Source organism: Paraburkholderia strydomiana (assembly GCF_031456815.1).
Taxonomy (GTDB): domain Bacteria; phylum Pseudomonadota; class Gammaproteobacteria; order Burkholderiales; family Burkholderiaceae; genus Paraburkholderia; species Paraburkholderia caledonica.
Genome location: NZ_JAVDVL010000002.1, coordinates 482,064 through 506,107 on the forward strand (window position 1 = coordinate 482,064; position 24,044 = coordinate 506,107).

23 protein-coding genes and 2 tRNA genes are annotated in these 24,044 nt (G+C 62.9%); 10 read left to right on the top strand and 15 right to left on the bottom strand.

The window, feature by feature from the left end:
* The first annotated feature begins 21 nt into the window (after nucleotides 1-21).
* From J2W46_RS07780 to J2W46_RS07790, 3 genes are all read left to right on the top strand, one after another.
* Nucleotides 22-342 (top strand): EthD family reductase, encoded by a 321-nt coding sequence (locus tag J2W46_RS07780; protein WP_020069078.1) that lies wholly within the window; start codon nucleotides 22-24, stop codon nucleotides 340-342.
* Nucleotides 343-539: 197 nt separating this feature from the next.
* Nucleotides 540-1,103, top strand: coding sequence for a YggT family protein (locus J2W46_RS07785; protein ID WP_027776334.1), 564 nt, complete (start codon nucleotides 540-542; stop codon nucleotides 1,101-1,103).
* Between the two features lie 106 nt (nucleotides 1,104-1,209).
* Nucleotides 1,210-1,283: transfer RNA gene (locus J2W46_RS07790), tRNA-Gly, on the top strand.
* Between the two features lie 108 nt (nucleotides 1,284-1,391).
* Here the strand turns inward: J2W46_RS07790 and J2W46_RS07795 are convergent.
* Nucleotides 1,392-1,649 (bottom strand): aggregation-promoting factor C-terminal-like domain-containing protein, encoded by a 258-nt coding sequence (locus J2W46_RS07795; RefSeq protein ID WP_310352642.1) that lies wholly within the window; start codon nucleotides 1,647-1,649, stop codon nucleotides 1,392-1,394.
* Between the two features lie 551 nt (nucleotides 1,650-2,200).
* Between J2W46_RS07795 and trmB the strand changes: the two genes are divergently transcribed.
* Nucleotides 2,201-2,989, top strand: a complete 789-nt coding sequence (gene trmB, locus J2W46_RS07800) for a tRNA (guanosine(46)-N7)-methyltransferase TrmB (RefSeq protein WP_310352644.1) — start codon at nucleotides 2,201-2,203, stop codon at nucleotides 2,987-2,989.
* A 64-nt stretch (nucleotides 2,990-3,053) separates the two neighbouring features.
* Here trmB and J2W46_RS07805 read toward each other — a convergent pair whose 3' ends face one another.
* From J2W46_RS07805 to J2W46_RS07815, 3 genes are read right to left on the bottom strand one after another with little or no spacing between them, the layout of a single operon-like run.
* Nucleotides 3,054-3,905: an undecaprenyl-diphosphate phosphatase gene (locus tag J2W46_RS07805; protein ID WP_310352647.1), complete on the bottom strand. Its 852-nt coding sequence runs from the start codon at nucleotides 3,903-3,905 to the stop codon at nucleotides 3,054-3,056.
* A gap of 50 nt (nucleotides 3,906-3,955) precedes the next feature.
* Complete coding sequence (locus J2W46_RS07810; RefSeq protein WP_288825420.1) at nucleotides 3,956-4,546, bottom strand: DUF1439 domain-containing protein; 591 nt, start codon at nucleotides 4,544-4,546, stop codon at nucleotides 3,956-3,958.
* A gap of 54 nt (nucleotides 4,547-4,600) precedes the next feature.
* Nucleotides 4,601-4,921, bottom strand: a complete 321-nt coding sequence (locus J2W46_RS07815; RefSeq protein WP_310352650.1) for a YkgJ family cysteine cluster protein — start codon at nucleotides 4,919-4,921, stop codon at nucleotides 4,601-4,603.
* A 221-nt stretch (nucleotides 4,922-5,142) separates the two neighbouring features.
* On the opposite strand from J2W46_RS07815, the gene hemN reads away from it, so the two are divergent.
* A complete protein-coding gene (gene hemN, locus J2W46_RS07820) occupies nucleotides 5,143-6,528 on the top strand; it encodes an oxygen-independent coproporphyrinogen III oxidase (RefSeq protein WP_310352653.1) in 1,386 nt (461 codons plus the stop codon).
* Between the two features lie 106 nt (nucleotides 6,529-6,634).
* Nucleotides 6,635-6,719 (top strand) — tRNA-Leu (locus J2W46_RS07825).
* A gap of 132 nt (nucleotides 6,720-6,851) precedes the next feature.
* On the opposite strand, the gene J2W46_RS07830 is transcribed toward J2W46_RS07825, so the two are convergent.
* Nucleotides 6,852-8,237 carry an amino acid permease gene (locus J2W46_RS07830; RefSeq protein ID WP_020069086.1) on the bottom strand — a complete coding sequence of 462 codons (1,386 nt, stop codon included), beginning with the start codon at nucleotides 8,235-8,237 and terminating at the stop codon, nucleotides 6,852-6,854.
* 213 nt (nucleotides 8,238-8,450) lie between these two features.
* Between J2W46_RS07830 and J2W46_RS07835 the strand changes: the two genes are divergently transcribed.
* The gene (locus J2W46_RS07835) at nucleotides 8,451-9,401 is read left to right on the top strand and encodes an alpha/beta fold hydrolase (protein ID WP_310352662.1); all 951 of its coding nucleotides are present in this window, start codon (nucleotides 8,451-8,453) and stop codon (nucleotides 9,399-9,401) included.
* A 76-nt stretch (nucleotides 9,402-9,477) separates the two neighbouring features.
* On the opposite strand, the gene J2W46_RS07840 is transcribed toward J2W46_RS07835, so the two are convergent.
* The 9 genes from J2W46_RS07840 to J2W46_RS07880 all read right to left on the bottom strand — a co-directional run bounded on the left by J2W46_RS07840 (nucleotide 9,478) and on the right by J2W46_RS07880 (nucleotide 20,448).
* Nucleotides 9,478-10,311, bottom strand: coding sequence for a M55 family metallopeptidase (locus tag J2W46_RS07840; RefSeq protein ID WP_310352665.1), 834 nt, complete (start codon nucleotides 10,309-10,311; stop codon nucleotides 9,478-9,480).
* Entirely contained in the window at nucleotides 10,311-11,423 is a 1,113-nt protein-coding gene (locus J2W46_RS07845) for a DmpA family aminopeptidase (protein WP_310352668.1), read from the bottom strand. Before J2W46_RS07845 ends, J2W46_RS07840 begins: the two co-directional genes overlap by 1 nt.
* Nucleotides 11,420-12,325, bottom strand: a complete 906-nt coding sequence (gene gsiD, locus J2W46_RS07850; protein WP_020069090.1) for a glutathione ABC transporter permease GsiD — start codon at nucleotides 12,323-12,325, stop codon at nucleotides 11,420-11,422. The genes J2W46_RS07845 and gsiD overlap by 4 nt, the downstream gene beginning before the upstream one ends.
* Before the next feature lie 7 nt (nucleotides 12,326-12,332).
* Nucleotides 12,333-13,253 (bottom strand): glutathione ABC transporter permease GsiC, encoded by a 921-nt coding sequence (gene gsiC, locus J2W46_RS07855; protein WP_020069091.1) that lies wholly within the window; start codon nucleotides 13,251-13,253, stop codon nucleotides 12,333-12,335.
* Between the two features lie 110 nt (nucleotides 13,254-13,363).
* Nucleotides 13,364-14,926 carry a glutathione ABC transporter substrate-binding protein GsiB gene (gsiB, locus tag J2W46_RS07860; RefSeq protein WP_088175231.1) on the bottom strand — a complete coding sequence of 521 codons (1,563 nt, stop codon included), beginning with the start codon at nucleotides 14,924-14,926 and terminating at the stop codon, nucleotides 13,364-13,366.
* Nucleotides 14,927-15,067: 141 nt separating this feature from the next.
* On the bottom strand, nucleotides 15,068-16,990 hold the full coding sequence (locus tag J2W46_RS07865; RefSeq protein WP_310352672.1) for a dipeptide ABC transporter ATP-binding protein: 1,923 nt from the start codon (nucleotides 16,988-16,990) through the stop codon (nucleotides 15,068-15,070).
* Nucleotides 16,991-17,048: 58 nt separating this feature from the next.
* Nucleotides 17,049-18,044: an isoaspartyl peptidase/L-asparaginase family protein gene (locus tag J2W46_RS07870; protein ID WP_310352674.1), complete on the bottom strand. Its 996-nt coding sequence runs from the start codon at nucleotides 18,042-18,044 to the stop codon at nucleotides 17,049-17,051.
* Nucleotides 18,041-19,048, bottom strand: a complete 1,008-nt coding sequence (locus tag J2W46_RS07875; RefSeq protein ID WP_020069095.1) for a MurR/RpiR family transcriptional regulator — start codon at nucleotides 19,046-19,048, stop codon at nucleotides 18,041-18,043. The genes J2W46_RS07870 and J2W46_RS07875 overlap by 4 nt, the downstream gene beginning before the upstream one ends.
* A 149-nt stretch (nucleotides 19,049-19,197) precedes the next feature.
* Complete coding sequence (locus J2W46_RS07880) at nucleotides 19,198-20,448, bottom strand: MFS transporter (protein ID WP_088175228.1); 1,251 nt, start codon at nucleotides 20,446-20,448, stop codon at nucleotides 19,198-19,200.
* 92 nt (nucleotides 20,449-20,540) lie between these two features.
* Between J2W46_RS07880 and J2W46_RS07885 the strand changes: the two genes are divergently transcribed.
* Together J2W46_RS07885 and J2W46_RS07890 are read left to right on the top strand one after the other, a co-directional pair.
* Nucleotides 20,541-21,251 carry a pseudouridine synthase gene (locus J2W46_RS07885; RefSeq protein WP_310352678.1) on the top strand — a complete coding sequence of 237 codons (711 nt, stop codon included), beginning with the start codon at nucleotides 20,541-20,543 and terminating at the stop codon, nucleotides 21,249-21,251.
* 166 nt (nucleotides 21,252-21,417) lie between these two features.
* Complete coding sequence (locus tag J2W46_RS07890) at nucleotides 21,418-21,606, top strand: hypothetical protein (protein WP_310352680.1); 189 nt, start codon at nucleotides 21,418-21,420, stop codon at nucleotides 21,604-21,606.
* 140 nt (nucleotides 21,607-21,746) lie between these two features.
* On the opposite strand, the gene J2W46_RS07895 is transcribed toward J2W46_RS07890, so the two are convergent.
* Complete coding sequence (locus J2W46_RS07895; protein WP_310352685.1) at nucleotides 21,747-22,814, bottom strand: NAD-dependent epimerase/dehydratase family protein; 1,068 nt, start codon at nucleotides 22,812-22,814, stop codon at nucleotides 21,747-21,749.
* Between the two features lie 128 nt (nucleotides 22,815-22,942).
* On the opposite strand from J2W46_RS07895, the gene J2W46_RS07900 reads away from it, so the two are divergent.
* A complete protein-coding gene (locus J2W46_RS07900; protein WP_087752872.1) occupies nucleotides 22,943-23,974 on the top strand; it encodes a CDP-6-deoxy-delta-3,4-glucoseen reductase in 1,032 nt (343 codons plus the stop codon).
* Nucleotides 23,975-24,044 lie beyond the last annotated feature (70 nt).

Here is a 24,044-nt window from a genome sequence, read left to right on the forward strand (position 1 = left end):
ACCAACAGACGAGAACGCACAATGATCAAGGTCAGCATCCTCTATCCGTATCGGGAAAACGGCCACTTCGACGTGGACTATTACTGCGTCACCCACATGCCGCTCGCGGCGGAACTGTTTGGCCCCTCGCTGAAGGGATGGTCCGTCGACGTGGGCATCAACGCGGGCCCGCCGGGTACGCCGCCGCCTTATGTGGCCGCGGGTCACTTCCTGTTCGACAGCACGGATGACTTTTACAAGGTCTTCAAGCCGGCATCCGAACGCCTGCTGGCCGACATTCCGAACTACACCGACGGCGGCAACGGCGCCATTCTCATCAGCGAAATCAAGGTTTCCGTGTGACTGGCCGCAGTTGATGCGGGGGCGGCTCTTCGTCCGTCGTTGAAATGCGAGCCTTGCATGACCCGTATCATCCGCTTGGCAATGCATGCGGCCGCGTCGGCGGTCGATGCCAATTACTGACCCGCCTGTGCTCCAGACCGAAAAGCACCGGCGCCCATGCCGTTCCACGGCTGTCATCAGAAGCATAAGGACACACGATGTTTGGCGATATCGCCCGTTTTCTGCTCAATACCGTCTTCACCCTCTTCGGCGCGGCGTTGCTGCTGCGCGCCTGGCTGCAGGTCGTGCGCATGCCGCCGTACAACCCGGTCACGAACGCAGTGCTACAAGCGACAAACTGGATCGTTCTGCCGCTGCGCCGCATTCTGCCGAGCACGCGCAACGTCGACTGGGCGAGCCTCGTCGCGGCGCTGATCGCCGCGATCGTCTACGTCGTGCTGATGGTGGTCCTGACCGGCGCCGACCCGCTCACGCTGGTGCCGACGCTGCTGATCGTCGCGGTGCTGACCGTGATCAAGTGGGCGCTGAATCTGATCATCTGGATGACGATCCTGATGGCGCTGCTGTCCTGGCTGAATCCGCGTTCGCCGGCAATGCCGATCCTTTATCAACTGACCGCGCCGTTTCTGAATCCGCTGCGACGCGTCGTGCCGCATCTGGGAGGCATCGACCTCTCGCCGATTCTTCTGTTCGTGATCGTGCAGGTGCTGCTGATGGTGGTCACGCGCGCCGCTGTCCAACTGACTTACTTCGTGATCTGAAGCAAAGCGGAATGCCGGACGATGTCGCCGCGCACAGTGCGGCATAAGGAAGAGCAGCGGCGCAGTTTGCGCTCGCTGCCCTTTCGCGAGTAAAATAGCGCGCTCTGCGGGCGTCGTATAATGGTAATACCCTAGCTTCCCAAGCTAGAGCCGTGGGTTCGATTCCCATCGCCCGCTCCAGATACTTTCCGGCAGTTTTGCAACCCGCTCGCAACTGCTGCTTCGAAGAAAGTATCTGCATTCACCGCACTGAAGTTCAGTTACGCAAAGCAGAACACGCCCGATACGTCAAATCCACTGATTGGCTTTCCACGCCAAACGGGCGGACGCCGCATTGTGATAGCGGCCGAGAATATATCGAATTCCGCCGCGGCATTCTTCCACTGCCTTGCCAAAAGACTTGACGCCATCCGGATTCAATTCATATTGCGACGGCAGCAATTGAAACAGCCCACGCGCGCCGGATTTAGGATTGCGCAGATTCACCGCGCCGCCCGACTCCTGCGCCATGAGCCACAGCAGATCATTGAATTGAGTCAGCGGCACACCTTCAGTCGACATCGCTTCCCGAAGCGCATTCACGGACGTAGCGGGAATCTTGGTCGGCTTAATCGGGCTCCAGCCGGTTTTCGCTCGTTTTGCTTCGCGGTGATTGTGTGTGTACTTACTCATAACGGTATTCGCGTAGTTTAATCGTTGAAAAGGGCTGGCTTACAGAACGATTAAATCATACAAGACCTGCACCGTTATTAAAACGTAATGTGCGCTGCCTGCGGCCGCGGCGAACGGCGCGCTGTCTGGACGCACCCTTTCGCGTTGTGCTACCTTACGCGCACTTGCAACGCCCGCTCCACCTTGTTGCCGAGCCTTAGGCACTAATCAGGCACGAGCCGCCTCTACGAAGGCGGCTTTTTTGTGGCGACGGCTAGCCCGCGCGGCGACTGATCGCAATCCGCTTGCCGGCATGACAACCGGCTCGTGCTGACGCGGTGCGCCGCGTCGTTGTCAGCGAGCGCCGATCAGCGCCAACTAGCGCCAATTTTGCCAACCCGCGCCGAGCAAGCCGCGAAGCCTTCATCCTTGTAGCAGCATCGACCATGATCCACGATCCCAACAACGCCGGCTTGCCCGACGACCTTCCGACGTCCTCCAACGAAACAGACGATGTCGCCGCCGCTGCCGACGACTTCGCGCCGCACAGCGAAGCGTTGCATCGCCGGCGCATTCGCAGCTTTGTCACGCGCGCCGGCCGCGTGTCGACCGGTCAGCGCCGCGCGATGGACGAGCTCGGCCCGCGCTTCGTCGTTCCGTTCACGCCGCAGCAGCCGGACTGGAACGCCGTATTCGGCCGTGAAGCGCCGCGCGTGCTGGAGATCGGCTTCGGCATGGGCGCGACCACTGCGGAAATCGCCTCGCACCGTCCAACTGACGATTTTCTCGGCGTCGAAGTGCACGAGCCGGGCGTCGGCGCATTGTTGAAGTTGATGGGCGAGCAGGCGCTGACCAACATCCGCATCATTCAGCACGACGCCGTGGAAGTGCTCGAGCAGATGATCGCGCCGGACAGTCTCGACGGCGTGCACATCTTCTTTCCCGACCCGTGGCACAAGGCGCGCCATCACAAGCGTCGCCTGATTCAGCCGAAGTTCGTCGCGCTGCTCGCGTCGCGCCTGAAGCCCGGCGCCTATCTGCATTGCGCGACCGACTGGCAGAACTACGCCGAGCAGATGCTTGAAGTGCTCAACGCCGAGCCGACGTTGCAAAACACCGTCGACGGCTATGCGCCGCGCCCCGAATATCGTCCGGTGACGAAGTTCGAGCGACGCGGCCTGCGCCTCGGCCACGGTGTGTGGGATCTCGTGTTCCGCAAACGCGACGTCGCATAAAACAAAAAGGTCCGCCACCTCAAGTGACGGACCTTTTTTTCCGGCCTGCGAAAAGCGGGGAGACTTACTCCGTCCAGCTCAGCGCGCCGCTATAGCCGACTAGCAGGATCAGCAATCCAAAGCCAATGCGATACCACGCGAACGCCGTGAAATCGTGTCCGGCAATGTAGCGAAGCAACCATCGCACACACAGAAAGGCACTGACGAACGCGGCCACGAAGCCGATCGTGAAAACGCCGAGCGCGTCGACGGACAGCAGATGCCAGTCCTTGTACAACTCGTAGGCAGTCGCGCCGAACATGATCGGGATCGCGAGGAAAAACGAAAACTCAGTGGCCACGCGCCGGTCGAGTCCGAACAACATCCCGCCGATGATTGTCGAGCCCGAGCGCGACGTGCCAGGGATCAACGCGAAACATTGAGCGAGGCCGACTTTCAGCGCGTCCATTGCGCTCAGGTCGTCCACGCTGGTCACGCGCGCAACCCTGGCTTGTCCGCCTTCGCGAGCCTGCGCGCGCTGGCGCGCTTCTGCCCACAAGATGACGACGCCGCCCACCACCAGCGCGAACGCCACCGGCACCGGCGAAAACAGCGCAGCCTTGATCGACTTTTCCAGCAGCAGACCGAGCACGACCGCCGGAATGGTCGCGATGATCACGTTCAACGTAAAGCGCCGCGCTTCCGGACGGCTCGGCAGGCCAGTCACCACGCTGCCGATACGGCGGCGAAACTCCCAGCACACCGCGAGAATCGCGCCGAGCTGAATGACGACGTCGAAGGTCTTAGCATGTTCGTCGGTGAAGTTCAGGAGACTCCCCGCGACGATCAGGTGCCCCGTACTCGACACTGGCAAAAATTCCGTCAAGCCTTCTACGACGCCCAGAATCAACGCCTTGCAAGCCAATAACCAGTCCATCCGTGCCCCTCATCGTTTTCGTTTGTCGGCCCTGCCGGCCACGCGCAACGTCATTTCTCGACGATTTGCACGCGTATACCGTTTGTAAGGATGGTGATTGTACCGGGTTCGTAATTAACTCCGGCAAATTGAAGTTGTTCCGGCTTGAATGTATAGATCGGGTAATTGCTCAATAACTGCGTGGCGAGCACGGCGGCGGCGGCGTTGATCTGTTGCGTATAAGCCTGCGCCTCGCCGCTCACGCTGACGTTGTCGACGTTGGGCGATTTCAGCACGACGGATTTGCTCGCGGCGTCGTACGCGAGTTCGCTCGACAACGTGAAGACGCCGTCGACCGGCTGCGGCATGAACGGGCTCGCGAGGTGCGCATCGAGCTTCACAGAAACACGGTTCGCGTCGGGCAGCAAGCCGACCACCGGATGGCTCAGCGCGACGTCGAATACTTGTGAGACAGTGCGTTGATACGGGAATTTGCGCTGCACAGCGTCCTGCACTTGCTGCTGCGAGAACGTGTAGTGCGACGGAATGAACGGAAAGATCGACGCGGCGCAGGCCGTGAGCGAGACAACGCCAAGCGCGCCGGCACCGGCCAGCGCTGCGAGTAGAAAACGGCGCCTGGTGGGCGCGACAAGTCCAGTCATACACAATCTCCGATCAACCACCATTGAGAGCCTGCCTCGGTCCAGGTACTTGCTTTATCCAACTTCCGGCCGGGTCTGCGCTTCGAGCAGCGTGAGCCATGCAAGCGCGCTTTCTCTGTCCGGTTCACACATTTCCAGCTGCGGCTGCAGCCCCGAGCAGCATGCCGGCCGCTCGGGCCGGCCGAAGATCGCGCATCGCAAGTCTTCGCCTAGTTGCACGCAGCGCACGCCCGCCGGCTTGCCGTTCGGCATGCCCGGAATCGGACTCGAAATCGACGGCGCGATACAACACGCGCCGCAATCGGGGCGGCACGCATGATCTGCCACATCAAACGGGAAGTCGCGGTTCGTCACGCGATCGCGCACATCACTCACTACACATTGTCCTTAAATCGAAGAGCGGCGTATCGCCACCCGACCCGCATTGTGCCACTGCGTCGCGTGCGACCTTTTTACACAATCCGGCGCGAGACCGCTCACGTAAACTCGACTGACCCTCAAGGCCACGCTCGTGAGGCGCCGCGAGTTCCGTTCATCAATGCGGGAAACAGCGGAGTTCCCGCCTCTTTGCCGGTGGCCATCACAACGAGCCCTTCATGACCACCGCCAATTCGCTGTTTCGCCCGGATCTGCTCGCCAAGTACAGCGCGAACGGCCCGCGCTATACGTCCTATCCCACTGCCCTTCAGTTCCGCGACAACTTCTCCGTTGCCGACTATTTACGCGCCGCAGCGGACCCCGGCGCATCGGCCGCGGACCTCTCGCTGTACTTCCATATTCCGTTCTGCGACACAGTTTGCTTCTACTGCGGCTGCAACAAGATCGCGACGAAAAACCGCGCGCGCGCCCGCCCCTACCTCGAACAGCTGAAGCGCGAAATGGCCTTGCAGGCAGCGTGTTTCGATACGCGCCGACCAGTATCGCAATTGCATCTGGGCGGCGGCACGCCCACGTTCATGTCGAACGATGAACTGGCCGAACTGATGAGCGCGGCCCGCGAGCACTTCACCTTGCTGCCCGACGACGAAGCCGAATATTCGATCGAAGTCGATCCGCGCGAGGCTTCGCCCGAGACCATCGCGCATCTACGCAATCTCGGCTTCAATCGACTGAGTCTCGGCGTGCAGGACTTCGAGCCGCTCGTGCAGCGCGCTATCAACCGCATTCAGCCGCTCGATATGACCGCCTCTGTCATGCAGGCCGCGAGGCATACAGGCTTTCATTCGATCGGCGTCGATCTGATCTACGGGCTGCCGCATCAAACGGTGGAAAGCTTCACTCGCACGCTCGATACGATGATCGAACTCGCGCCTGATCGCCTCTCCGTGTTCGCGTATGCGCATATGCCGCAGCTCTTTAAAATGCAACGTCAGATGGACGCGGCCACGCTGCCCTCGCCTGCAATGCGGCTCGCTATCTTGCAACGGGTAGTCGAGCGTCTGACGGCGGCGGGCTACGTCTACATCGGCATGGATCACTTCGCGCTGCCCACCGACGAACTGGCGCGCGCGCAGGCACAGCGAACCTTGCACCGCAATTTCCAGGGCTACAGCACGCGTGCCGAATGCGACCTGATCGGCTTCGGCGCGTCGTCGATCGGCAAGGTCGGCGACGTCTACGCGCAGAACGCGAAAGACCTGCCCGCGTATGGCGCGGCGATCAGCGCCGGCAAGCTGGCAATTGCACGCGGTGTCCGCCTCACCGCCGACGACCGTCTACGCCGCGACATCATCACCCAGTTGATGTGCAATCTGGAATTGCGGTTCGACGAATTCGAAGCGATGTACGGCATCCGCTTCGCCGATACGTTCGAGCTCGAACTCGACCGCTTGCGCGGCTTCGAGCGGGACGGCCTCGTGTCGTTGACCGAGCGCAAGCTGGAAGTTCAGACGGCCGGGCGCATGCTCGTGCGCAACATCGCAATGGTGTTCGACCGCTATCTCGGCCAACAGACGCTCGAACGTTTCTCGCGCACTGTTTGACGGCATGGCGGGCGGCGGCTGCAACCGGCTTGCCCGTCGTCGAATTTTCGGCCATAATCTGCGTCTTCGCGACGCGCCAGCATCTCGCGCGTGCGCTGCAAGATCTGCCCAGGTGGTGAAATTGGTAGACGCAGGGGACTCAAAATCCCCCGCCGCAAGGCGTGCCGGTTCGATTCCGGCCCTGGGCACCAAACATTTTCGTAGTCAGCACGAAATCAGCGGTAAGTCAGCCGCAAGATGTATCGCCAACCCGCGCAAGCCAAACGCTTCGCGGGTTTTTGCTTTTGGGCGAGCACGGCTCTCGCCGTGCTCGCCTCATCCTCCTAGCGTCCCACCACCCGCGCGGCAACATGCGCCGCCGCGCGACGACGCTTGAACGCATAACCCGCCCACATCACCACGAGCCACACAGGCACGAGCAGCACGGAAACCGACAGGCCAGGGGTCATCGCGAGAATCACGAGGATCAGCGCCATGAACGCGAGGCAGATCCAGTTGCTGACGGGAAACCAGAACGACTTGAAGACCAGTGTCTCGCCCGCTGCGACCATCGCCCGGCGCGACTTCAGATGCGTCAGGCTGATCAGCGCCCAGTTCAGCACGAGTGCAGCGACGACAAGCGCCATCAGCAAGCCGAGCGCCTCGGCGGGAATCAGATAGTTGACGATCACGCAGGTGAACGTGGCCAGCGCCGATAAGCCGATCGCCATATACGGCACACCGCGCCGGTCGACCTTCATCAGTGCACGGGGCGCATTGCCCTGTTCCGCGAGACCGTACAGCATGCGGCTATTCGCATAGACGCCGCTGTTGTACACGGACAGCGCCGCGGTCAGCACCACGACGTTCAGCACGTTGGCGGTCAGCGTCGAACCGATCTGCGAAAAGATCATCACGAACGGGCTGCCGCCGGCCGCGACTTCGTTCCACGGATACAGCGACAGCAGCACCGCGAGCGAGCAGATATAAAAAATCAGGATCCGGTAGATGACCTGATTCACGGCCTTCGGAATGCTCTTTTGCGGCTCGTCAGCTTCCGCCGCGGTGATGCCGATCAGCTCCAGCCCGCCGAACGAAAACATGATGACCGCGAGCATCGTGAAGAGTCCGTGGAACCCATGCGGGAAAAATCCGCCGTGACTCCAGAGATTGCTGATCGACGCCTGCGGGCCGCCATGCCCGCTGACGAGCAGATAGCCGCCGAACAGGATCATGCCGATGACCGCGACGACCTTGATGATCGCGAACCAGAATTCCGTCTCGCCGTACGCCTTGACGTTCGCGAGGTTGATCGCGTTGATGCCCGCGAAGCACACCAGCGCCGACACCCACGTCGGCACGCCTGGCCACCAGTAATGAACGTATGTGCCGACCGCCGTCAATTCGGCCATGCTGACGAGCACGTACAGCACCCAGTAGTTCCAGCCAGACAGAAAGCCAGGAAAGTCGCCCCAATACTTGTACGCGAAATGGCTGAACGAGCCGGCCACGGGTTCCTGCGCGACCATTTCGCCCAACTGCCGCATGATCATGAACGCGATGACACCGCCAATTGCATAGCCGAGAATCATCGAAGGGCCCGCGGCCTGCAGTACGCTTGCCGAGCCGAGAAAGAGTCCCGTGCCGATCGCGCCGCCCAATGCGATGAGCTGGATGTGGCGGTTCTTCAGCCCGCGCTTCAAGCCGTCTTGCTGTAGTGCATTGTCCAAATTGCGCCCCAGTGTATGGATTTCGATCGCCCGACCGGACTTGTGGTCCGCCCCGGCAGAACCGAAAATTTTACCTCGGCCGATATTGCCCAAATACTGGTACCAACCCGCGCTTTGTTTCGCACCGCACCGGCACGGGAGGATAGCGGTTGTCACTGCCGCGTCGCTTCTGTATGTTGCCGTAGTCGGGTTCGATGCCTGAGGAGATGCAACATGTCGCCCAAACACCTGTTTTGCGCCGCGGTCCTTTGTCTCGGTTTCGAAAGCCTCGGCGTCTTTGCGCAAAACGTCGCACAGAACACGGCACCTGCGGCACCGGCCGCGGAGCGCACGCCCGAACCCGCCCAGTCCGCCGAGCCGGTTGCTCCGCCGGCAGCCGAAGCCAGCCCCTCTACGGTGCCTTCCGGCGCCTCCGGGGCGCCAGCTACAGCCTCGGCCGCCAAGCCCGCCATCGCGACGATGACAGGGCCGGTGCGCAATGTCGTGCTGGTTCACGGCGCGTTCGTCGACGGCTCGAGCTGGAACGGCGTCGTCGCGAAATTGCAGCAGAAAGGCTATCACGTGAGTTCGGTGCAAAACCCGCTGACCTCGCTCGCCGACGACGTCGCCGCGACACGTCGCGTGCTTGCTCGCCAGGAAGGCCCGACGATGCTCGTCGGCCACTCATGGGGCGGCGTCGTGATTACCGAAGCGGGGGCGAATGCGCCGAACGTCGCGGGGCTCGTGTACATCGCGGCAATCGCGCCCGATCTGCACGAGTCGACAATGGACCTGCTGAAGCGCGGCGCGCCCATGCCCTCGGGTCAGAGCATCATCAAGGACGCGAGCGGTTTTCTGTGGTTGGACCGCAGCAAATACCACGCCGACTTCGCCGCCGACGTCCCCGAAAATCTGACGCGTGTGTTGTCCGCCGCGCAAGTACCGATCGCCGCCAAGGCTTTCGGCGAAACGGTGAGCCAGGTCGCGTGGAAAGAGAAGCCGTCGTGGTACGTGGTGACGACAAAAGACCGCGCAGTGTCGCCGGACGTCGAAAGATTCATGGCGGAGCGGATGGGCGCGAAGATCGTGCCGATGGCGTCGAGCCATCTCGCGCCGGTGTCGCATGCGGGCGCGATTGCCGACGTGATAGACCGTGCCGCGCGCGAATTGAGCAGGCAGCAGTAGTACAGCCGTTCAATGACTCGCGGCGCGTCCTGCAACGCAAACGCAAATGCAAGACGCAAGATGCAGAACGCAAACGCTAGCGCAGCATGAACGACATCGCGGATAAACAGTTGAGCATGCGCACCGCATGTTCAGCCGATTCCGCGCCAAAGCGCAATGTGACGGCATCGACACGCGTGATAGTCGGCCACTGGCAAAACAGATCGGCTAGCGCGCTTGTCTGCACGCGCAATTCGCACTCGACAGGCTTGGTCGCGCCGCGTGTTGCTTGCGAAGGGTGACCGTTGGCGAGATGCTGCTGCACCACCTCGCGTGCAGCGCTTTCGATAGCTGCGCGAGCGCTGGCCGGCGACTGCGTGACGCCGCTCGCGTGTCCGGTCGCACTCTTCGTCACGACAAAGCGCGCGCCGGGAAAGCGCGGCGCGGTTTCGTCGGCGAAAACGTCGTCGCCGGATAAAAGCGCTACCTGTGCGCCATATTCTTCCGCCAGCGCGCCGTAGAGCCCCGCCTCGCCCACCTCTTCCCCGTTCAGCGACACGCGTGCAAACGCGAAACTGTTGATGGTGTGCGCGAGGATGCCGCGCGTTTGCGACATTGCGTGATACCCGATCATGAAGACCAGCGCGGCGCCGTATTCCAGACCAGCCATCATGCCGAGCGTGCGCGGCTTGCCGAGCACCACCTGAGCTCGCGGGTCGAGCAGGTCGGGCAGCAGATTGCGGAACCCGCCGTGCGAATCGTTGACCCACACTTGAGTCGCGCCGCCGGCGAACGCACCTTCAATCGCCGCGTTCGCTTCGAGCGTCATCCAGCGGCGCGCAGCTTCGTATTCGCCGTTGCCCGCGCGCGTTTGTTCGGGATGAAACACGCCGGCAATCCCTTCGATGTCGGCGGAAATAAGGACTTTCATCAGGACTTTCTTTTCAGTAAATGCGCGAGATCGGGAGCGCTCTCGCCCAGTGATAAACGTCGATGCCCGTCGCGGCCGGTCACGGACTCCGCGCTCCACAACGCATCGAGAATCGCCTGTTCGACGCTGTCGGCGCAGGCGCGAAAGAGCGGGTCCATGTGTTGATCGGCGAGCAGAGGCGGGAGCGCGATGAATTCGGCGATATGCGGCACCGTATAGGCGGTTGAAAAAGCGAGCGCAATATCGCCGCTACCGTGACCATAGACGGAACCCGTGCGCGCAAGACCCGCGGCCGCGCGCAAAGAAAGGCGCTTGAGTTGACGCGCGTCGAGCGGTGCATCGGTTGCGACGACCATGATGATCGAGCCTTGCTCGGGCTTCGCGACGTCCGCACGTTTGCCAGCCGATTCCGCCTTCTCTGTTGCCGCACGCCCGGCAAGAATTCGCCCGAGCGGAGTTCCGTCGACAATCAGCATCGGCAAACGGCCGAAGTTGGCGAGCACGAGCGCGCCCACTGTGTATTCACGTTGACCGATCCGCACCACACGCGAAGCGTTGCCAATGCCGCCCTTCAGATCGAAGCACGACATGCCGCGCCCCGCTCCGACCGACCCGCTCGCAACGAGCGTACTCGTCGCGTCGTATGCCTCATTGAAGTGCTGCTCGCCGATGGCTAACGCCTGGATATCGTTCAGGTATCCGTCGTTGCATTCGAACACCAGCGGATTAACGGTCGGCCACTCGCGGCCGATGCCCGGATTGGCGCGTATGGCCGCGCGAATCTGCGCCTGCGCCACAGCACCCACGCCGAAAGTATTGGTCAGCGCGATAGGCGTTTCGAGCGTGCCCAGTTCTTCCACCTGCACGAGGCCCACGCTCTTGCCAAATCCATTGATTACCGACGCCGCCGCCGGCACCTTGTCGACAAACGGATCACCCGCATGCGGACGAATCACGGTCACGCCGGTTTGTAGCGCACCTTCATCGAGCGTGCAGTGTCCGACGCTCACGCCATGCACGTCGGCAATCGTGCCCAGCGGGCCGCACTGCAACTCGCCGATATGCGGCACATCCGGCAAGTTGTGCAAACCCGGCAACTGCGTCGAACTCATGGGCGATCGAGCTTCGGGTCGAGCGCATCGCGCAAGCCGTCACCCAGCAGATTGAACGCGAGCACGGTCAGGAAGATCGCGAGACTCGGAAACAGCGCGATATGCGGAGCCGTGACCATATCCGCGCGTGCTTCGTTGAGCATTGCGCCCCACTCGGGCGTTGGCGGTTGAGCGCCCAGTCCGAGAAACGACAGACTAGCGGCGGTGATGATCGAGGTGCCGATACGCATCGTGAAGTACACGACCACCGACGAGATCGTGCCCGGCAAGATATGACGCACGATAATGGTCCAATCCGATGCGCCAATGCTACGCGCCGCTTCGATATACGTTAGCTGCTTGAGCATCAGCGTATTGCCGCGCACGAGCCGCGCGAAGGCTGGAATGCTGAAGATCGCCACCGCGCAGATCACGTTGATCATGCCGTTGCCGAGAATCGCGACCACACCGATTGCAAGCAGAATGCCGGGGAAAGCGAACAGCACGTCGGCCACGCGCATGGTGATGCGATCCCACCAGCCTTCGTAGTAGCCCGCGAGCAGCCCGAAGAATGTGCCGATCACCGCGCCGATGGCTACGGACAAAAAGCCGGCTTCGAGTGAAATGCGTGAGCCCGCGAGAATACGGCTGAAAATATCGCGGCCCAATGAATCCACGCCGAACCAGTGCGCGGCTGAAGGCCCCGCATTCAACGCGTCGTAGTCGAAGAAATTCTCAGGGTCGTAGGGCACGATATGCGGCGCCGCAATCGCGATCACGACCAGCAGCAACACGAAAATACCCGCCGCGAGCGCGACGTGCTGCTTGCGAAACTTGCGCCAGAACTCGCTCCATGGCGTGCGGATCGCGCGCTCTGCGCCAGAAGGTTTGGCCGCATCGGGCCCGGTGGCTGTCGTGCTCATGCAGGCCTCACTTGAAACGGATGGTCGGATTGATCACGGCGTACAGCACGTCGACGACCAGATTGATGATGATGAATTCGAGCGAGAACAGCAGCACCTCGGCCTGAATCACCGGATAGTCGCGCATCGACACCGCATCCACCAGCAAGCGCCCGAGGCCCGGCCAGTTGAACACGACCTCGACCACGATCGAGCCGCCGAGCAGAAAGCCGAATTGAAGACCCATCATCGTGACGACGGGGATCATTGCGTTACGCAGACAGTGTTTGACGATCACGAGCCGCTCGGGCACGCCCTTCGCGCGTGCGGTGCGCACGAAGTCCTCGTTCATCACTTCGACGAACGATGCGCGCGTGAAGCGCGCCATCACCGCGGCGACAGCCGCACCAAGGGTGAGCGAAGGCAGTATGTAGCTCTGCCACGAGCCGTCGCCGACAATGGGCAGCCAGCCGAGCTTCACCGAGAAAATCTCCATCAGCAGCATGCCGAGTGCAAATGCGGGAAAGGAAATACCCGACACCGCGAGCGTCATGCCGAGCCGGTCAGGCCAGCGGTTACGCCACACCGCCGACACGATGCCGATGCCCATGCCCATCACGACCGCCCACACCATGCTTGCGAGCGTGAGCAGCAGCGTCGGCATGAAACGCTCGCCGATCTCCTGGCTAACGGGCCGCTTGCTGCGCGTGGACGTGCCGAAATCGCCGTGCGCGATCTTCACGAAGAAGTGCGCGAACTGCTGCGGCATCGGCTTGTCGAGTCCGAGGTCGGCGCGCACCAGTGCGACGGTCGCTTCGTCGGCATCGGGACCGGCGGCGAGCCGCGCCGGATCGCCCGGCAACAGATGCACGAACAGAAAGACCAGCACCGCGACGATAAAGAGCGTTGGTAGCAAGCCAAAGAGACGTTTGACGAGGAAGTTCAGCATTGAAGCTCAATCCGGCAATGAAGCGGGCAACGAGGTGTCATGTAGGGCAGCGATACGGCGCGCGACGCTGCGTGTCCTGATGCAACAGGCAGCGCCGCAAGGTCAAATCATCACTTGACCGCGATCTCGTCGAAATTGAACGAGCCGTCCGGCGCGACATAAGCACCCGACAGACGCTTGCTGCGCGCATACACGACCTTTTCCTTGACGAGGAAAATCCACGGCGCGTCGGCCCAGATGCGTTTTTGCGCGTCCGTGTAAAGCGCGGCCTTCTGCGTGCGATCCGTGGTTTCGAGCGCCTGCTTCAGGTCGCCGTCGACCGTATCGTTCTTGTAGTAAGCGGTATTGACCATCTTCGGCGGGAACGAGACCGACGCGAGCAGCGGCGTGATCGCCCAGTCGGCTTCGCCTGTGGACGACGACCAGCCCGCGTAGTACATGCGCACCGGCGCGGTCGCCGCGTCTTGGGCGCTTTCTACCTTGGCTACGCGCTGGCCGGCTTCGAGCGCTTCGACCTGAGCCTTGATGCCGACTTGCGCCAGTTGCTGCTGCACGAACTGAATGACCTTCTGCGCAGTCGAGTAGTTATACGCGGACCACAGCGTGGTTTCGAAACCGTTCGGGTAACCCGCTTCCTTCAGCAACGCGCGAGCTTTCGCGGGATCATACGGCCAGGGCCCGAGCTTCACCGCATAGTCCACGCCCTGCGGCACGACGCCGTCGGCAGGCGTTGCGTATCCGGCGAACACGACCTTGGTCAGCGCCTCCTTGTTGACCGCGTAGTTCAGCGCCTCGCGCACCTTCGGATTGTCGAACGGCTTCTGATTCATGTTCAGGCTGATGTAGCGCTGAATGATCGACGGCGACGCGATCAGATCGACCTTCGGGCTCGACTGCAATTGCGCGGCCTGCTCGAACGGCACCTGGAACGCGAAGTCGGCTTCGCCCGTGCGCATCAGCGCGGCGCGCGTGTTGTTGTCGACCACCGGCTTCCAGTCGATCGCGTCGACCTTCGGATAGCCCTTCTTCCAGTAGCCGCCGAACTTTTTCACCGTCAGGTCACCTGCCGGGTCCCACTTCACGAATTCGAACGGGCCCGTGCCGACCGGATGGAACGCAATGTCCTTGCCGTACTTCTTCAGCGCGTCCGGCGAAATCATCACCGCCGACGGATGCGCAAGCACGTTGACGAAGGCCGAGAACGGCGCCTTCAGCGTGATCTTCACCGTGTACGGATCGACCACTTCCGTCTTCTCGATGCGGTTGAACATGTTGTAACGCTTCAGCTTGTTCGCCGGATCCGTCACCCGGTCGAAGTTCGCTTTGACTGCGGCGGCATTGAAGTCGGTACCGTCCTGGAACTTCACGCCGTGGCGCAGCTTGAAGGTGTAGACGCGCGCGTCCGGGCTCGCTTCGTAGCTATCGGCGAGCACGTTGACGAGCTTCATGTCCTTGTCGAAGCCGAAGAGCCCCTGGTAGAACGACTTCGCTACGGCTTGCGACAGCGTGTCGTTCGCATCGTACGGATCGAGCGTGGTAAAGGTCGAGGCGACGGCCATCACCGCGGTGGTTTCGGCGTGCGCCATATTGCCCGCGAGCATCGCGAACATTACCGCGCCGCCGCTGATCAGCGCGCGCAAACGGAACGTGGAAGACGGGACCGGCAGGTTCATGAGTGTGCTCCAGGCTGCGAAAATGAAATGGTTTAAGTTGCTGCGGGACGATTTGCTTTAAGTTGCTTTAGGTTGCTTTACGTTGTTTTAGGTTGCTGCATCGGGCTTTTTGTCCGGCTTGTTGTCTGGCTTTGTTGCCGTTCAATACGCGCCGCCGACGCGATGTTGTGCGACGAAGTGACCCGGCCCCACGGCGACGAGCGGCGCCACGGCCGGTTCATCGTTCAATGAGCGGATCGGGCTCGGGATCTCATCGGCGGCGAGCATCCGTTTCGCGTGACGTCGCGCGGGATCGGCAACGGGCACCGCGCCCATCAGCTTTCTCGTGTACGGATGCTGCGGCGCTTCGAACACTGCGCGGCGCGGACCGATCTCGACGATCTGGCCGAGGTACATCACTGCAACGCGATGACTGACGCGCTCCACCACCGCCATATCGTGCGAGATGAACAGATACGCGACGCCGAGCTCGCGCTGCAGATCGAGCATCAGATTGACGATCTGCGCCTGCACGGAGACGTCGAGAGCAGAAACGGATTCGTCGGCAATCACGACTTTCGGATTCAACGCGAGCGCGCGCGCAATCGCGATGCGTTGCCGCTGGCCGCCGGAAAATTCATGCGGGTAACGGCGCGCGGCTTCGGGCGGCAAGCCCACTTTTTCGAGCAGCCACGCGACCCGCGCCTGCGCCTCGGCGCCTTGCGCGACGCCGTGCACGAGGAGCGGCTCCATGATCGAGAAGCCAACCGTCAGCCGCGGGTTGAGCGACGCAAACGGGTCCTGAAAAATAAACTGGATATCGCGACGCAGTGCCTGCAACGCAGGTCCTGTGAGCGAGCTGATTTCCTTGCCGTCGAACTCGATCGAACCGCTCTGACTTTCCACGAGCCGCAACAGCGAGCGGCCCGTGGTCGATTTGCCGCAGCCCGACTCGCCGACTAGCGCGAGCGTTTCACCGGGCCGCAGATCGAAACTGACTTTTTCGACTGCATGCACGCGGCCCGTCAGGCGGCCAAAAAGCCCGGTCCTGACCGGAAAGCGCGTGACCAGATCGCGCACGCGCAGAATCGGCGGCGTGCTTTCGTCGACATGCGGTTGCGCTTCCTTCGCGACGGCGGCTGCCGGGCGCACGGGTTCATCGGCACCGCTCGCGCCCGCCTGCTCGACCGTCAGGATCGGAAATTTCGCGGGTTGATCGGTGCCTTGCATTGCGCCCAAACGCGGCACGGCGGCGAGCAACGCCTTCGTATAAGGATGCGACGGCGCCGCGAAGAGCACGTCCGACACACCCTCTTCCACCTTCTCGCCGCGATACATCACCAGCACGCGGTCCGCCACTTCGGCGACCACGCCCATGTCGTGCGTGATGAAGATCACGCCCATGTTCATCTCGTCCTGCAAGCCGCGAATCAGTTGCAGGATCTGCGCCTGAATGGTCACGTCGAGCGCGGTGGTCGGTTCGTCCGCGATCAGCAACGCGGGCTTGCACGACAGCGCCATCGCGATCATTACGCGCTGGCGCATTCCGCCCGACAGTTGATGCGGAAACCGCGCCGCCACGCGCCGCGCCTCGGGAATGCGCACGAGTTCGAGCAGTCGCAGCGTTTCCGCGAAGGCCGCCGAGCGGCTCTTGCCCTGATGCAGCGAGATCGCCTCACTGATCTGGTCGCCCACCGTAAAGACTGGGTTGAGCGAGGTCATCGGCTCCTGAAAAATCATCGCGATGTCGGCGCCGCGAATCGAGCGCATCGTGCCGGACGACGCTTTCGCGAGGTCGAGCACGCTGCCGTCGCGGCGCCGGAATGCGATGCTGCCGCCGGCAAGGCGCCCACCGCCATGCTCGATCAGCCGCATCAACGCGAGCGATGTCACTGATTTGCCTGAACCCGATTCGCCTACTATCGCCAATGTCTCGCCGCGCTCGACCGTCAGCGACAGATTGCGCACCGCGTTGAAGGTGGTCTCGCCGCTGCGAAACGCGACCGACAGGTTGTCGACTGCGAGCACGCGTTGCGTCGGCAGGTTTTCGGTAAGCGGGCTGGCGGTGTGCGATGAAGTCGGCACAATGATTCCTTTTAATTCGAACGCGCTAGCGGTCTTCAGCAATGTTCAGGGTAACGAACTAACGGTAGATCGCCGTCGTCGGCGCCTCGCCAATACGCGCGAAACCGCGGTACATACCCTCGGTATTGAACGGCAACGCGATATTGCCGAGTGCGTCGACGGCGATCAGGCCGCCGCGGCCGTCGATCTTCGGCAGGCGGTTTATCACGACGTCGTGCGCGGCTTCCTGCAACGACACGTTGCGGTAGGCCATTTGCGCGGCGACGTCGTAAGCCGCGACCATGCGCATGAACATTTCGCCCGAGCCGGTGGTCGAGACCGCGCAGGTTGCGTCGTCCGCATAGCAGCCCGCGCCGATCAGCGGCGTATCGCCCACGCGCCCGACCTGCTTGTTGGTGACGCCGCCCGTCGACGTCGCCGCCGCAACGTGGCCGTGCCTGTCGAGTGCGACCGCGCCGACAGTACCGAACTTGCGATTCGGATCGATCGGCTCGTGCGGCACGGGATCGCTGTTGTCTGTAGCCGATGCCGACGAGGCGAGCGACGCGCCGTCGTGATCGAGCATTGCGCGCTGCTGATCGCGCGCGAGCAGCCATTGACGATGACGCGCTTCCGTATCGAAGTACTGCGGTTCGACGAATTCGAGTCCCTGCGCGGCCGCGAAACTTTCCGCGCCTTCGCCGGTGAAGAGCACATGTTCGCTGCGCTCGAGCACGCGGCGCGCGGCCAGAACCGGATTGCGCACGCGCTTCACACAGCAGATCGCACCGGCCTCGAGCGTGCTGCCGTCCATGATCGCCGCGTCGAGTTCATGCGTGCCCGCTGCCGTGTAGACCGCACCCCGGCCCGCGTTGAATAGCGGGCAGTCTTCGAGCAATCGCACTGCCTCGCTGACTGCGTCGAGCGCGCTGCCGCCGTCTGCAAGCACGCGTTGGCCGGCGGCGAGCACCGCGTGCAGAGCGGCGTGGTATTCGGCTTCGGCACTGGCCGACAGCGACGCGCGCAGGATCGTGCCCGCGCCGCCATGAATGGCAATGACTGCGTTGTCGTTCATCGTTTGAGTTTAGATTTTGCCTGGGTGGTGCGAGGGTTCGGTACTGCGCCTACTGACGTACGCGCAGTGCGCGCCGGTTCGCGCACGGCTTCACCCGCCCCACTCGCGGATGCGGACAGCGGATCGGTGAGCCATGGCAATACGAACTCGGTAACGTCGGCGGCTGCCTTCACCGAGCGCTTCGCCCGATAAGCGACCGCGTCGCATAGCGCTTCGATCACAGCAAGAACAGCGGCATCCGCGTTCGCCGCGAGGCGGCGTTCAGAGCGCACGTATAACGAGAGATCGGCGAATTGCGCGAGCGGCGAGCGCGGTCCGTCGGTCAGCGCCAGCACGCGCGCGCCGCGAGTTGCCGCCCGGCGCGCAAGTTCGATGGTGTCGTCGACATAACGTGGAAACGCAATGCCGATCACGAGATCGCCCTTGCCGCAGTTGAACAGGCGCCGCGCCGCATGCGACGGTCCGCCGATGAACGCGAGCGATTGCACGTTGTCGTGATACGCCATCAGGCCGTGCTCCATCAGCCCGGCCAGGAACGCGCTCGTACCCGCGCCGAGCACGAACACACGCCGCGCGGCGAGGATCGCTTCGACCGCGGCCTCGGCGGCGGCGCTGTCGATCGCCGTGCGGGTCAGGTGCAGGTTGTTGGCAGCCTGTTCGAGCGACGCGTCGACCACGTCATCGCCCGCAGCGAGCGACTCCTGCGCGCTGCGCAGACGTTCGACCGGCGCGAGCGTCGCCTCGAAGCCGCGCACGAGCGCCTCACGGAACTGCGGATAGCCGTCGAAACCGAGCGCGCGGGCAAAGCGATTCGCGGTCGCAACCGACGCGCCGACCACGCTCGCCAGTTCGTCGATTCGCATGGTGGCCGCGCGGAACAGATTGGCCAGCACGTACTCGCCCATGCGCCGATGAATCGGCGTGAGCGTAGGCATGGCCGCCTCGATGCGCGCAGCGATGGCCTGCTCGGCCGGATTGGATGCAACGGACGGTTGATGAATCATGCGAGCGAAGCGGCGTGTCAGCGCGGCAGTGCGTAGAGGGTGTAAGCAAATTGGATGAAAGTATATTTACATGGAATTGGTCCGAGAAAAAATTCATTTTCATTTTTTGGGGGTTTGCCCTGGCGCTCATCGTGCAATGAAGTTGATCTTCAGCAAGCTGTGACGCGTTCGTCGGGAATGCGCGCGAGCCGCGCCGCAGGCGACATCGCGATGATCGACGCCTGCACGAAAAAGGCCGCTGCGGCGGCGATCAGGCAGGCGTCCATGTTCCAGCGCGCGCTGATCGCCGCGCCGAGCAGTGCGCCCGCCGGCCGCGCGCCATAGGTCGCGGTGCTGTTCAGCGCGGAGACGCGGCCCATCATCCGTTGCGGCGTGATGGCCTGGCGCAGCGTGGTCGAGCCGACCACCCACAGGATCGGTCCGGCGCCGAGCAGAAAGAAACTGAGCAGCGCAAGCCAGAACGACGGCGCGACGAGCGTCCCCACCATCACGAGCGACGCGAGCAGCCCGCACGACGGGCCGATCAGGAGCACACGGCCGAACGCGAGGCGTCGCGCGACGGCGGGTGCGGCCAACGCACCGCACACCATGCCGACGCCATACGCACCCAGCGTGATGCCTACCGCCGAGGCGCTCAGTCCCAGACGATGCACTGCGTACGGCACATACACCGCTTGCAGCACGAAGAAGCCGAGGTTGAAAAAGACGGCGGTCGCGAGCATGGGAAGCAGCAGTGAATCGCGCAATACGAAGCGCGTACCCTCGCGCAACTCCAGCATGAAGTGACGCGCAGGCGTCGCCGCGCGCGACGGTTCGCGCAGTCCCGCGAGCAAGCCCACCGCGAGCGCGGACAATGCGGCCGCGCAGCCGTATGCCCATCCAGCGCCGATCCAGCCGACCAGCAGGCCGCCCAGCGCTGGCCCAGCCGAATACGCGACACTGCGCGCAAGTTCCAGACGGCCGTTCGCGCTGGCGTACGCTTCGCGCGAGACTAGCGACGGCACGAGCGAAGGCGCCGCGACGTTGTAGGCCACTGTGCCAGTCGCGGCCACGAAGCCGAGCGCGGCGAGCAACGGCAGGCTGAGCGCATGGGTCATCAGCAGCAGGAGCACGCATAGCATGGCGACGACGCGCACACTCTCGGCGAGCGCCATCAAGGTGCGGCGCGAGCGGCGGTCGGCCCATACGCCGAGCGGGATCGACAGCAGCAGGAAAGGCAATGTCTGCGCTGTCTGCAGAAGTCCCGTGCCGCGTGCGTCGGCGCCGAGCGCGAACACGGCGACGAGCGGCGCGGCGGCGAGGCTGATCTGCTCGGCGGATTGCGCGACGAGGTTAGACCACGCGAGCCGCTGGAAAGCGGCCGGCAAACGGACACGGGTTGAAGACGGCGAGGCGTGCATCGATGGCTCCGGCAACGAAACAGGAGCGACCATCGTGGCCGCGAACGCATCGCGGGACGCCTCGCTTCTTGCGGTGTTATTCTTCGCTCGCCATGAATCTCGAAAGCATTCTCTTCACCCAGGGCTTCGGCTCGCGCCGCCAATGCCGCGCGCTGATAAACGACGCTCGCGTGAGCATCGGCGGAACGCTGTGCACCGACGCCGACGCCGATTTCCCGACTGACGATGCTTCGTTCTGCTTCAGCGTCGACGGCGTGGTCTGGCCGTACCGGGAGCGCGCGTATCTGCTGCTCAACAAGCCGGCCGGCTACGAGTGCTCGCGCGATCCGCAGCATCATCTGAGCGTATTCAGTCTGCTGCCGCCGCAGTTCGCCGGGCGGGGCGTGCAATGCGTCGGCCGGCTCGACCAGGACACCACCGGCTTGCTGCTGCTCTCCGACGACGGCAAGTTCGTCCACATGTTCACGTCGCCCAAACGCAAAGTCCCGAAGGTGTATGTCGCGACAACCCGTCATGCGATCGACGACGCGCAGTTGAGCGCGCTGCGCCATGGCGTGTTATTGCACGGCGAGTCGAAGCCGGTCGCGGCGGTCGCGGCCAATGCACGCGGCGAGCACACGTTGGCGCTCACCGTGATGGAAGGCAAGTATCACCAGGTCAAGCGGATGATCGCGGCGGCCGGCAACCGTTGCGAAGCGCTGCATCGCGAGCGCGTCGGCGGACTCGCTTTGCCTGCGACCCTTGCACCGGGCGCGTGGCAATGGCTCGACGAAACCGACCTCGGATCTTTACGGAGCGGGTAAACCGGTAGGTCGCGCGCAACCATCTGACAAGATTAGGAAAGCCCTGTGCGCAGGCGCACATTCGCGCGACCGTGCATGCAATCGACGCTGCGCTGCAGCATGCTCTTCATCAGGCCGCGCCCTATACTCGTTTAAACAAAGACTACAAAGAGTTCAAGGAGCGGCCATGATCGTCCATAACGGAGTCATGCTCTCGTACGTGTTGCCGGCGTTCGTGTGTGTCGGGTTGCTGGTGATCGGCGGACTGCTGATCGCCATGCGGTCGCGGCACAAATACGATCCGAATCTGATCGGCGCATTGATCGGCGGGATGTTGTGTTTCCTGCTGCTCGAAGCACTGCCCGCGCTGACCTGAGGCACGAGGCGCGCTGCTATGCGGTGCTGTGGTGTGCCGCGCGGCGACGCTTAACGAAGTTGTCCGGCCGATGTCCGGCGGAATTTCTTTGCCGCTGCGGCGCCGGGCTTTTAAGGCATCGAGATACCTCTGCCGGGCCTTCACGGCGCGTCTTTACTCACTTCCCCAGCGCCTGCCGCTTCACGCAAAAAATCTTCGACGCTCGGATAGCGCAGGCGTACACCTAGCTCTTCTTTCAGGCGGCGGTTCACGAGCCGTCTCGACTCGCGCATGAACGACAGCAAGGTCGGCTCGATCTGCTCTTCAGCCTGAGCCCGCGTGATGCGCGGCGCACGTGCCAAACCGAACGTGTCGGCGACGAGATCGAAGTACTCACCCATTTTCAGCGACGAGTCGTCGGACGCGTGGATCACGCGCGCCGGCCTGCCATGAGTGGCGAGGCGCACGAGGATCGCGGCGAGGTCGTCCGCATGAATGTGGTTGGTGTAGACGTCGTCGGCATCGACGAGCGCCGGCGTGCGTTTTTCAAGCCGCGCGAGCGGCAGGCGATTGGCTGCATAAATGCCCGGAATCCGCGCGATGCTCGCGGCAATCGACCCGCGAGCCGTCGCGCGTCGCAATTGCTGCTCGGCCGACACGCGGCGTTTCGCACGCGCATTGGCGGGTTCAGTGACGCGCGTCTCGTCGATCCACGCCCCGCCGCAATCGCCATAGACGCCTGTCGTGCTTGCATACACGAAGCGCAGCGGCGCGCGTGAAGCGGCGGCGCGGCGAAGGCCGTCGGGTACAATATCGGCTGGTTCCGGGAGTGGCCGTGCTTGTGCCCATGAAGCGCGCGCGCGGCGCAAGCGCCCGACCGGCGCGACGGTGGCGCGGGTCCCATGCGTGCCTGACACCGCGCGAGCGCGGCGCATCGCAAGAGCTGATAGCAACGCGCGAGTGCGGCGGTCGTCGTCGCCGGTTTTCTGCGGCGGCGCGAGATGCAGCACCGTGGGTGCGAGGCCCGCGAGCCGTTTCAGGCTGCGGCGTTCGTCGAGATCGCCGACCAGCGGCGAAACGCCCGCGGCACGCAACTCGGCGGTGCGCTCCGCATGGCTTGTCAGTGCAAAGACGTGAGCGCGGTGCAACAGCGGTACGCAGCGCATGCCGACATCGCCGCAACCTACGATCAGCACGCGCGGACGGCGGAAGTTTTGTGTGGCTTTCATGGTGCACGCATTGTAGCCGTCAAGCTCGCGGGGCGCGGGGCGACAATACCGCTGGCTCCGACGATCCCGGCTTTGCGTGCCCCGCCCCTCCGTTTAACGATTACCGACTTTTCGACTTCGAAAACTTTATGGCATTCAACGTCACGCTCCGGCAAAGCGGCCGGCAGTTTCAGGTAGAACAGGACGAGCCGGTGCTGAACGCCGCCTTGCGTCAAGGCATCGGTCTGCCGTACGGCTGCAAGAACGGCGCGTGCGGTTCGTGCAAAGGCGCTGTGGTCAGCGGCCAGGTGGAACAGCGCGCGCATTCGTCGTCGGCTTTGTCGAACGAAGAAAAAACGCGCGGCATGGCGCTCTTCTGCTGCGCAACGGCGTGCTCCGATCTCGAGATCGATATCCGCGAAGTGGCAGGTGTGGGCGACGTGCAGGTAAAGAAACTGCCGTGCCGTGTGAATGCGATCGAGCGCAAGGCCGACGACGTCGTCGTGCTCAAGCTGCAATTGCCCGCTAACGAACGTCTGCAATATCTTGCCGGCCAATACCTCGAATTCATTCTGAAGGACGGCAAGCGCCGCAGCTATTCGATGGCGAATGCGCCGCACGTCGAAGGCCCGATCGAATTGCACATTCGCCACATGCCCGGCGGCGCGTTCACCGACCACGTGTTCAACGCCATGAAGGAGCGCGATATCCTGCGCTTCGAAGCGCCGCTCGGCACGTTCTTCCTGCGCGAAGAGTCGGACAAGCCGATCGTGCTGCTTGCCTCGGGCACCGGCTTCGCGCCATTGAAGGCAATCGTCGAACATGCGGTGTTCAAGAACCTGAACCGCCCGATGACGTTGTACTGGGGCGCGCGTCGCAAGAAAGATCTGTATCTGCTCGAACTGGCCGAACAATGGGCGCGCGAAATTCCGAACTTCAAGTTCGTGCCGGTGCTTTCGGAGCCAGACGCGAGCGATGCGTGGACCGGCCGTGTCGGCTTCGTGCATCGGGCAGTGATCGAAGACCTTCCCGACCTGTCCGCGTATCAGGTATATGCGTGCGGCGCGCCGGTCATGGTCGAGTCGGCACAGCGCGATTTCACGCAACATCACAGCCTGCCCGAAGACGAGTTCTACGCGGACTCGTTCACGAGCGCCGCTGACCTGGCGAACGCGGTTTAACTCGAAGCCCGCTGAAAGAAACGGCCCGCTCGCAACAACGTGCGAGCCGTGCCTGAGACAACATGTCAGC

Coding starts and splice junctions, on each gene's coding strand:
- J2W46_RS07880 (WP_088175228.1), bottom strand. CDS start 20,448: ATGCACGCCTCGCCGTCTTCAACCCGTGTCCGTTTGCCGGCCGCTTTC.
- J2W46_RS07840 (WP_310352665.1), bottom strand. CDS start 10,311: ATGAAAGTCCTTATTTCCGCCGACATCGAAGGGATTGCCGGCGTGTTT.
- gsiB (WP_088175231.1), bottom strand. CDS start 14,926: ATGAACCTGCCGGTCCCGTCTTCCACGTTCCGTTTGCGCGCGCTGATC.
- J2W46_RS07845 (WP_310352668.1), bottom strand. CDS start 11,423: ATGAGTTCGACGCAGTTGCCGGGTTTGCACAACTTGCCGGATGTGCCG.
- gsiC (WP_020069091.1), bottom strand. CDS start 13,253: ATGCTGAACTTCCTCGTCAAACGTCTCTTTGGCTTGCTACCAACGCTC.
- J2W46_RS07870 (WP_310352674.1), bottom strand. CDS start 18,044: ATGAACGACAACGCAGTCATTGCCATTCATGGCGGCGCGGGCACGATC.
- J2W46_RS07835 (WP_310352662.1), top strand. CDS start 8,451: ATGTCGCCCAAACACCTGTTTTGCGCCGCGGTCCTTTGTCTCGGTTTC.
- trmB (WP_310352644.1), top strand. CDS start 2,201: ATGATCCACGATCCCAACAACGCCGGCTTGCCCGACGACCTTCCGACG.
- J2W46_RS07885 (WP_310352678.1), top strand. CDS start 20,541: ATGAATCTCGAAAGCATTCTCTTCACCCAGGGCTTCGGCTCGCGCCGC.
- J2W46_RS07805 (WP_310352647.1), bottom strand. CDS start 3,905: ATGGACTGGTTATTGGCTTGCAAGGCGTTGATTCTGGGCGTCGTAGAA.
- J2W46_RS07890 (WP_310352680.1), top strand. CDS start 21,418: ATGATCGTCCATAACGGAGTCATGCTCTCGTACGTGTTGCCGGCGTTC.
- J2W46_RS07780 (WP_020069078.1), top strand. CDS start 22: ATGATCAAGGTCAGCATCCTCTATCCGTATCGGGAAAACGGCCACTTC.
- J2W46_RS07895 (WP_310352685.1), bottom strand. CDS start 22,814: ATGAAAGCCACACAAAACTTCCGCCGTCCGCGCGTGCTGATCGTAGGT.
- gsiD (WP_020069090.1), bottom strand. CDS start 12,325: ATGAGCACGACAGCCACCGGGCCCGATGCGGCCAAACCTTCTGGCGCA.
- J2W46_RS07900 (WP_087752872.1), top strand. CDS start 22,943: ATGGCATTCAACGTCACGCTCCGGCAAAGCGGCCGGCAGTTTCAGGTA.
- J2W46_RS07875 (WP_020069095.1), bottom strand. CDS start 19,048: ATGATTCATCAACCGTCCGTTGCATCCAATCCGGCCGAGCAGGCCATC.
- J2W46_RS07785 (WP_027776334.1), top strand. CDS start 540: ATGTTTGGCGATATCGCCCGTTTTCTGCTCAATACCGTCTTCACCCTC.
- hemN (WP_310352653.1), top strand. CDS start 5,143: ATGACCACCGCCAATTCGCTGTTTCGCCCGGATCTGCTCGCCAAGTAC.
- J2W46_RS07810 (WP_288825420.1), bottom strand. CDS start 4,546: ATGACTGGACTTGTCGCGCCCACCAGGCGCCGTTTTCTACTCGCAGCG.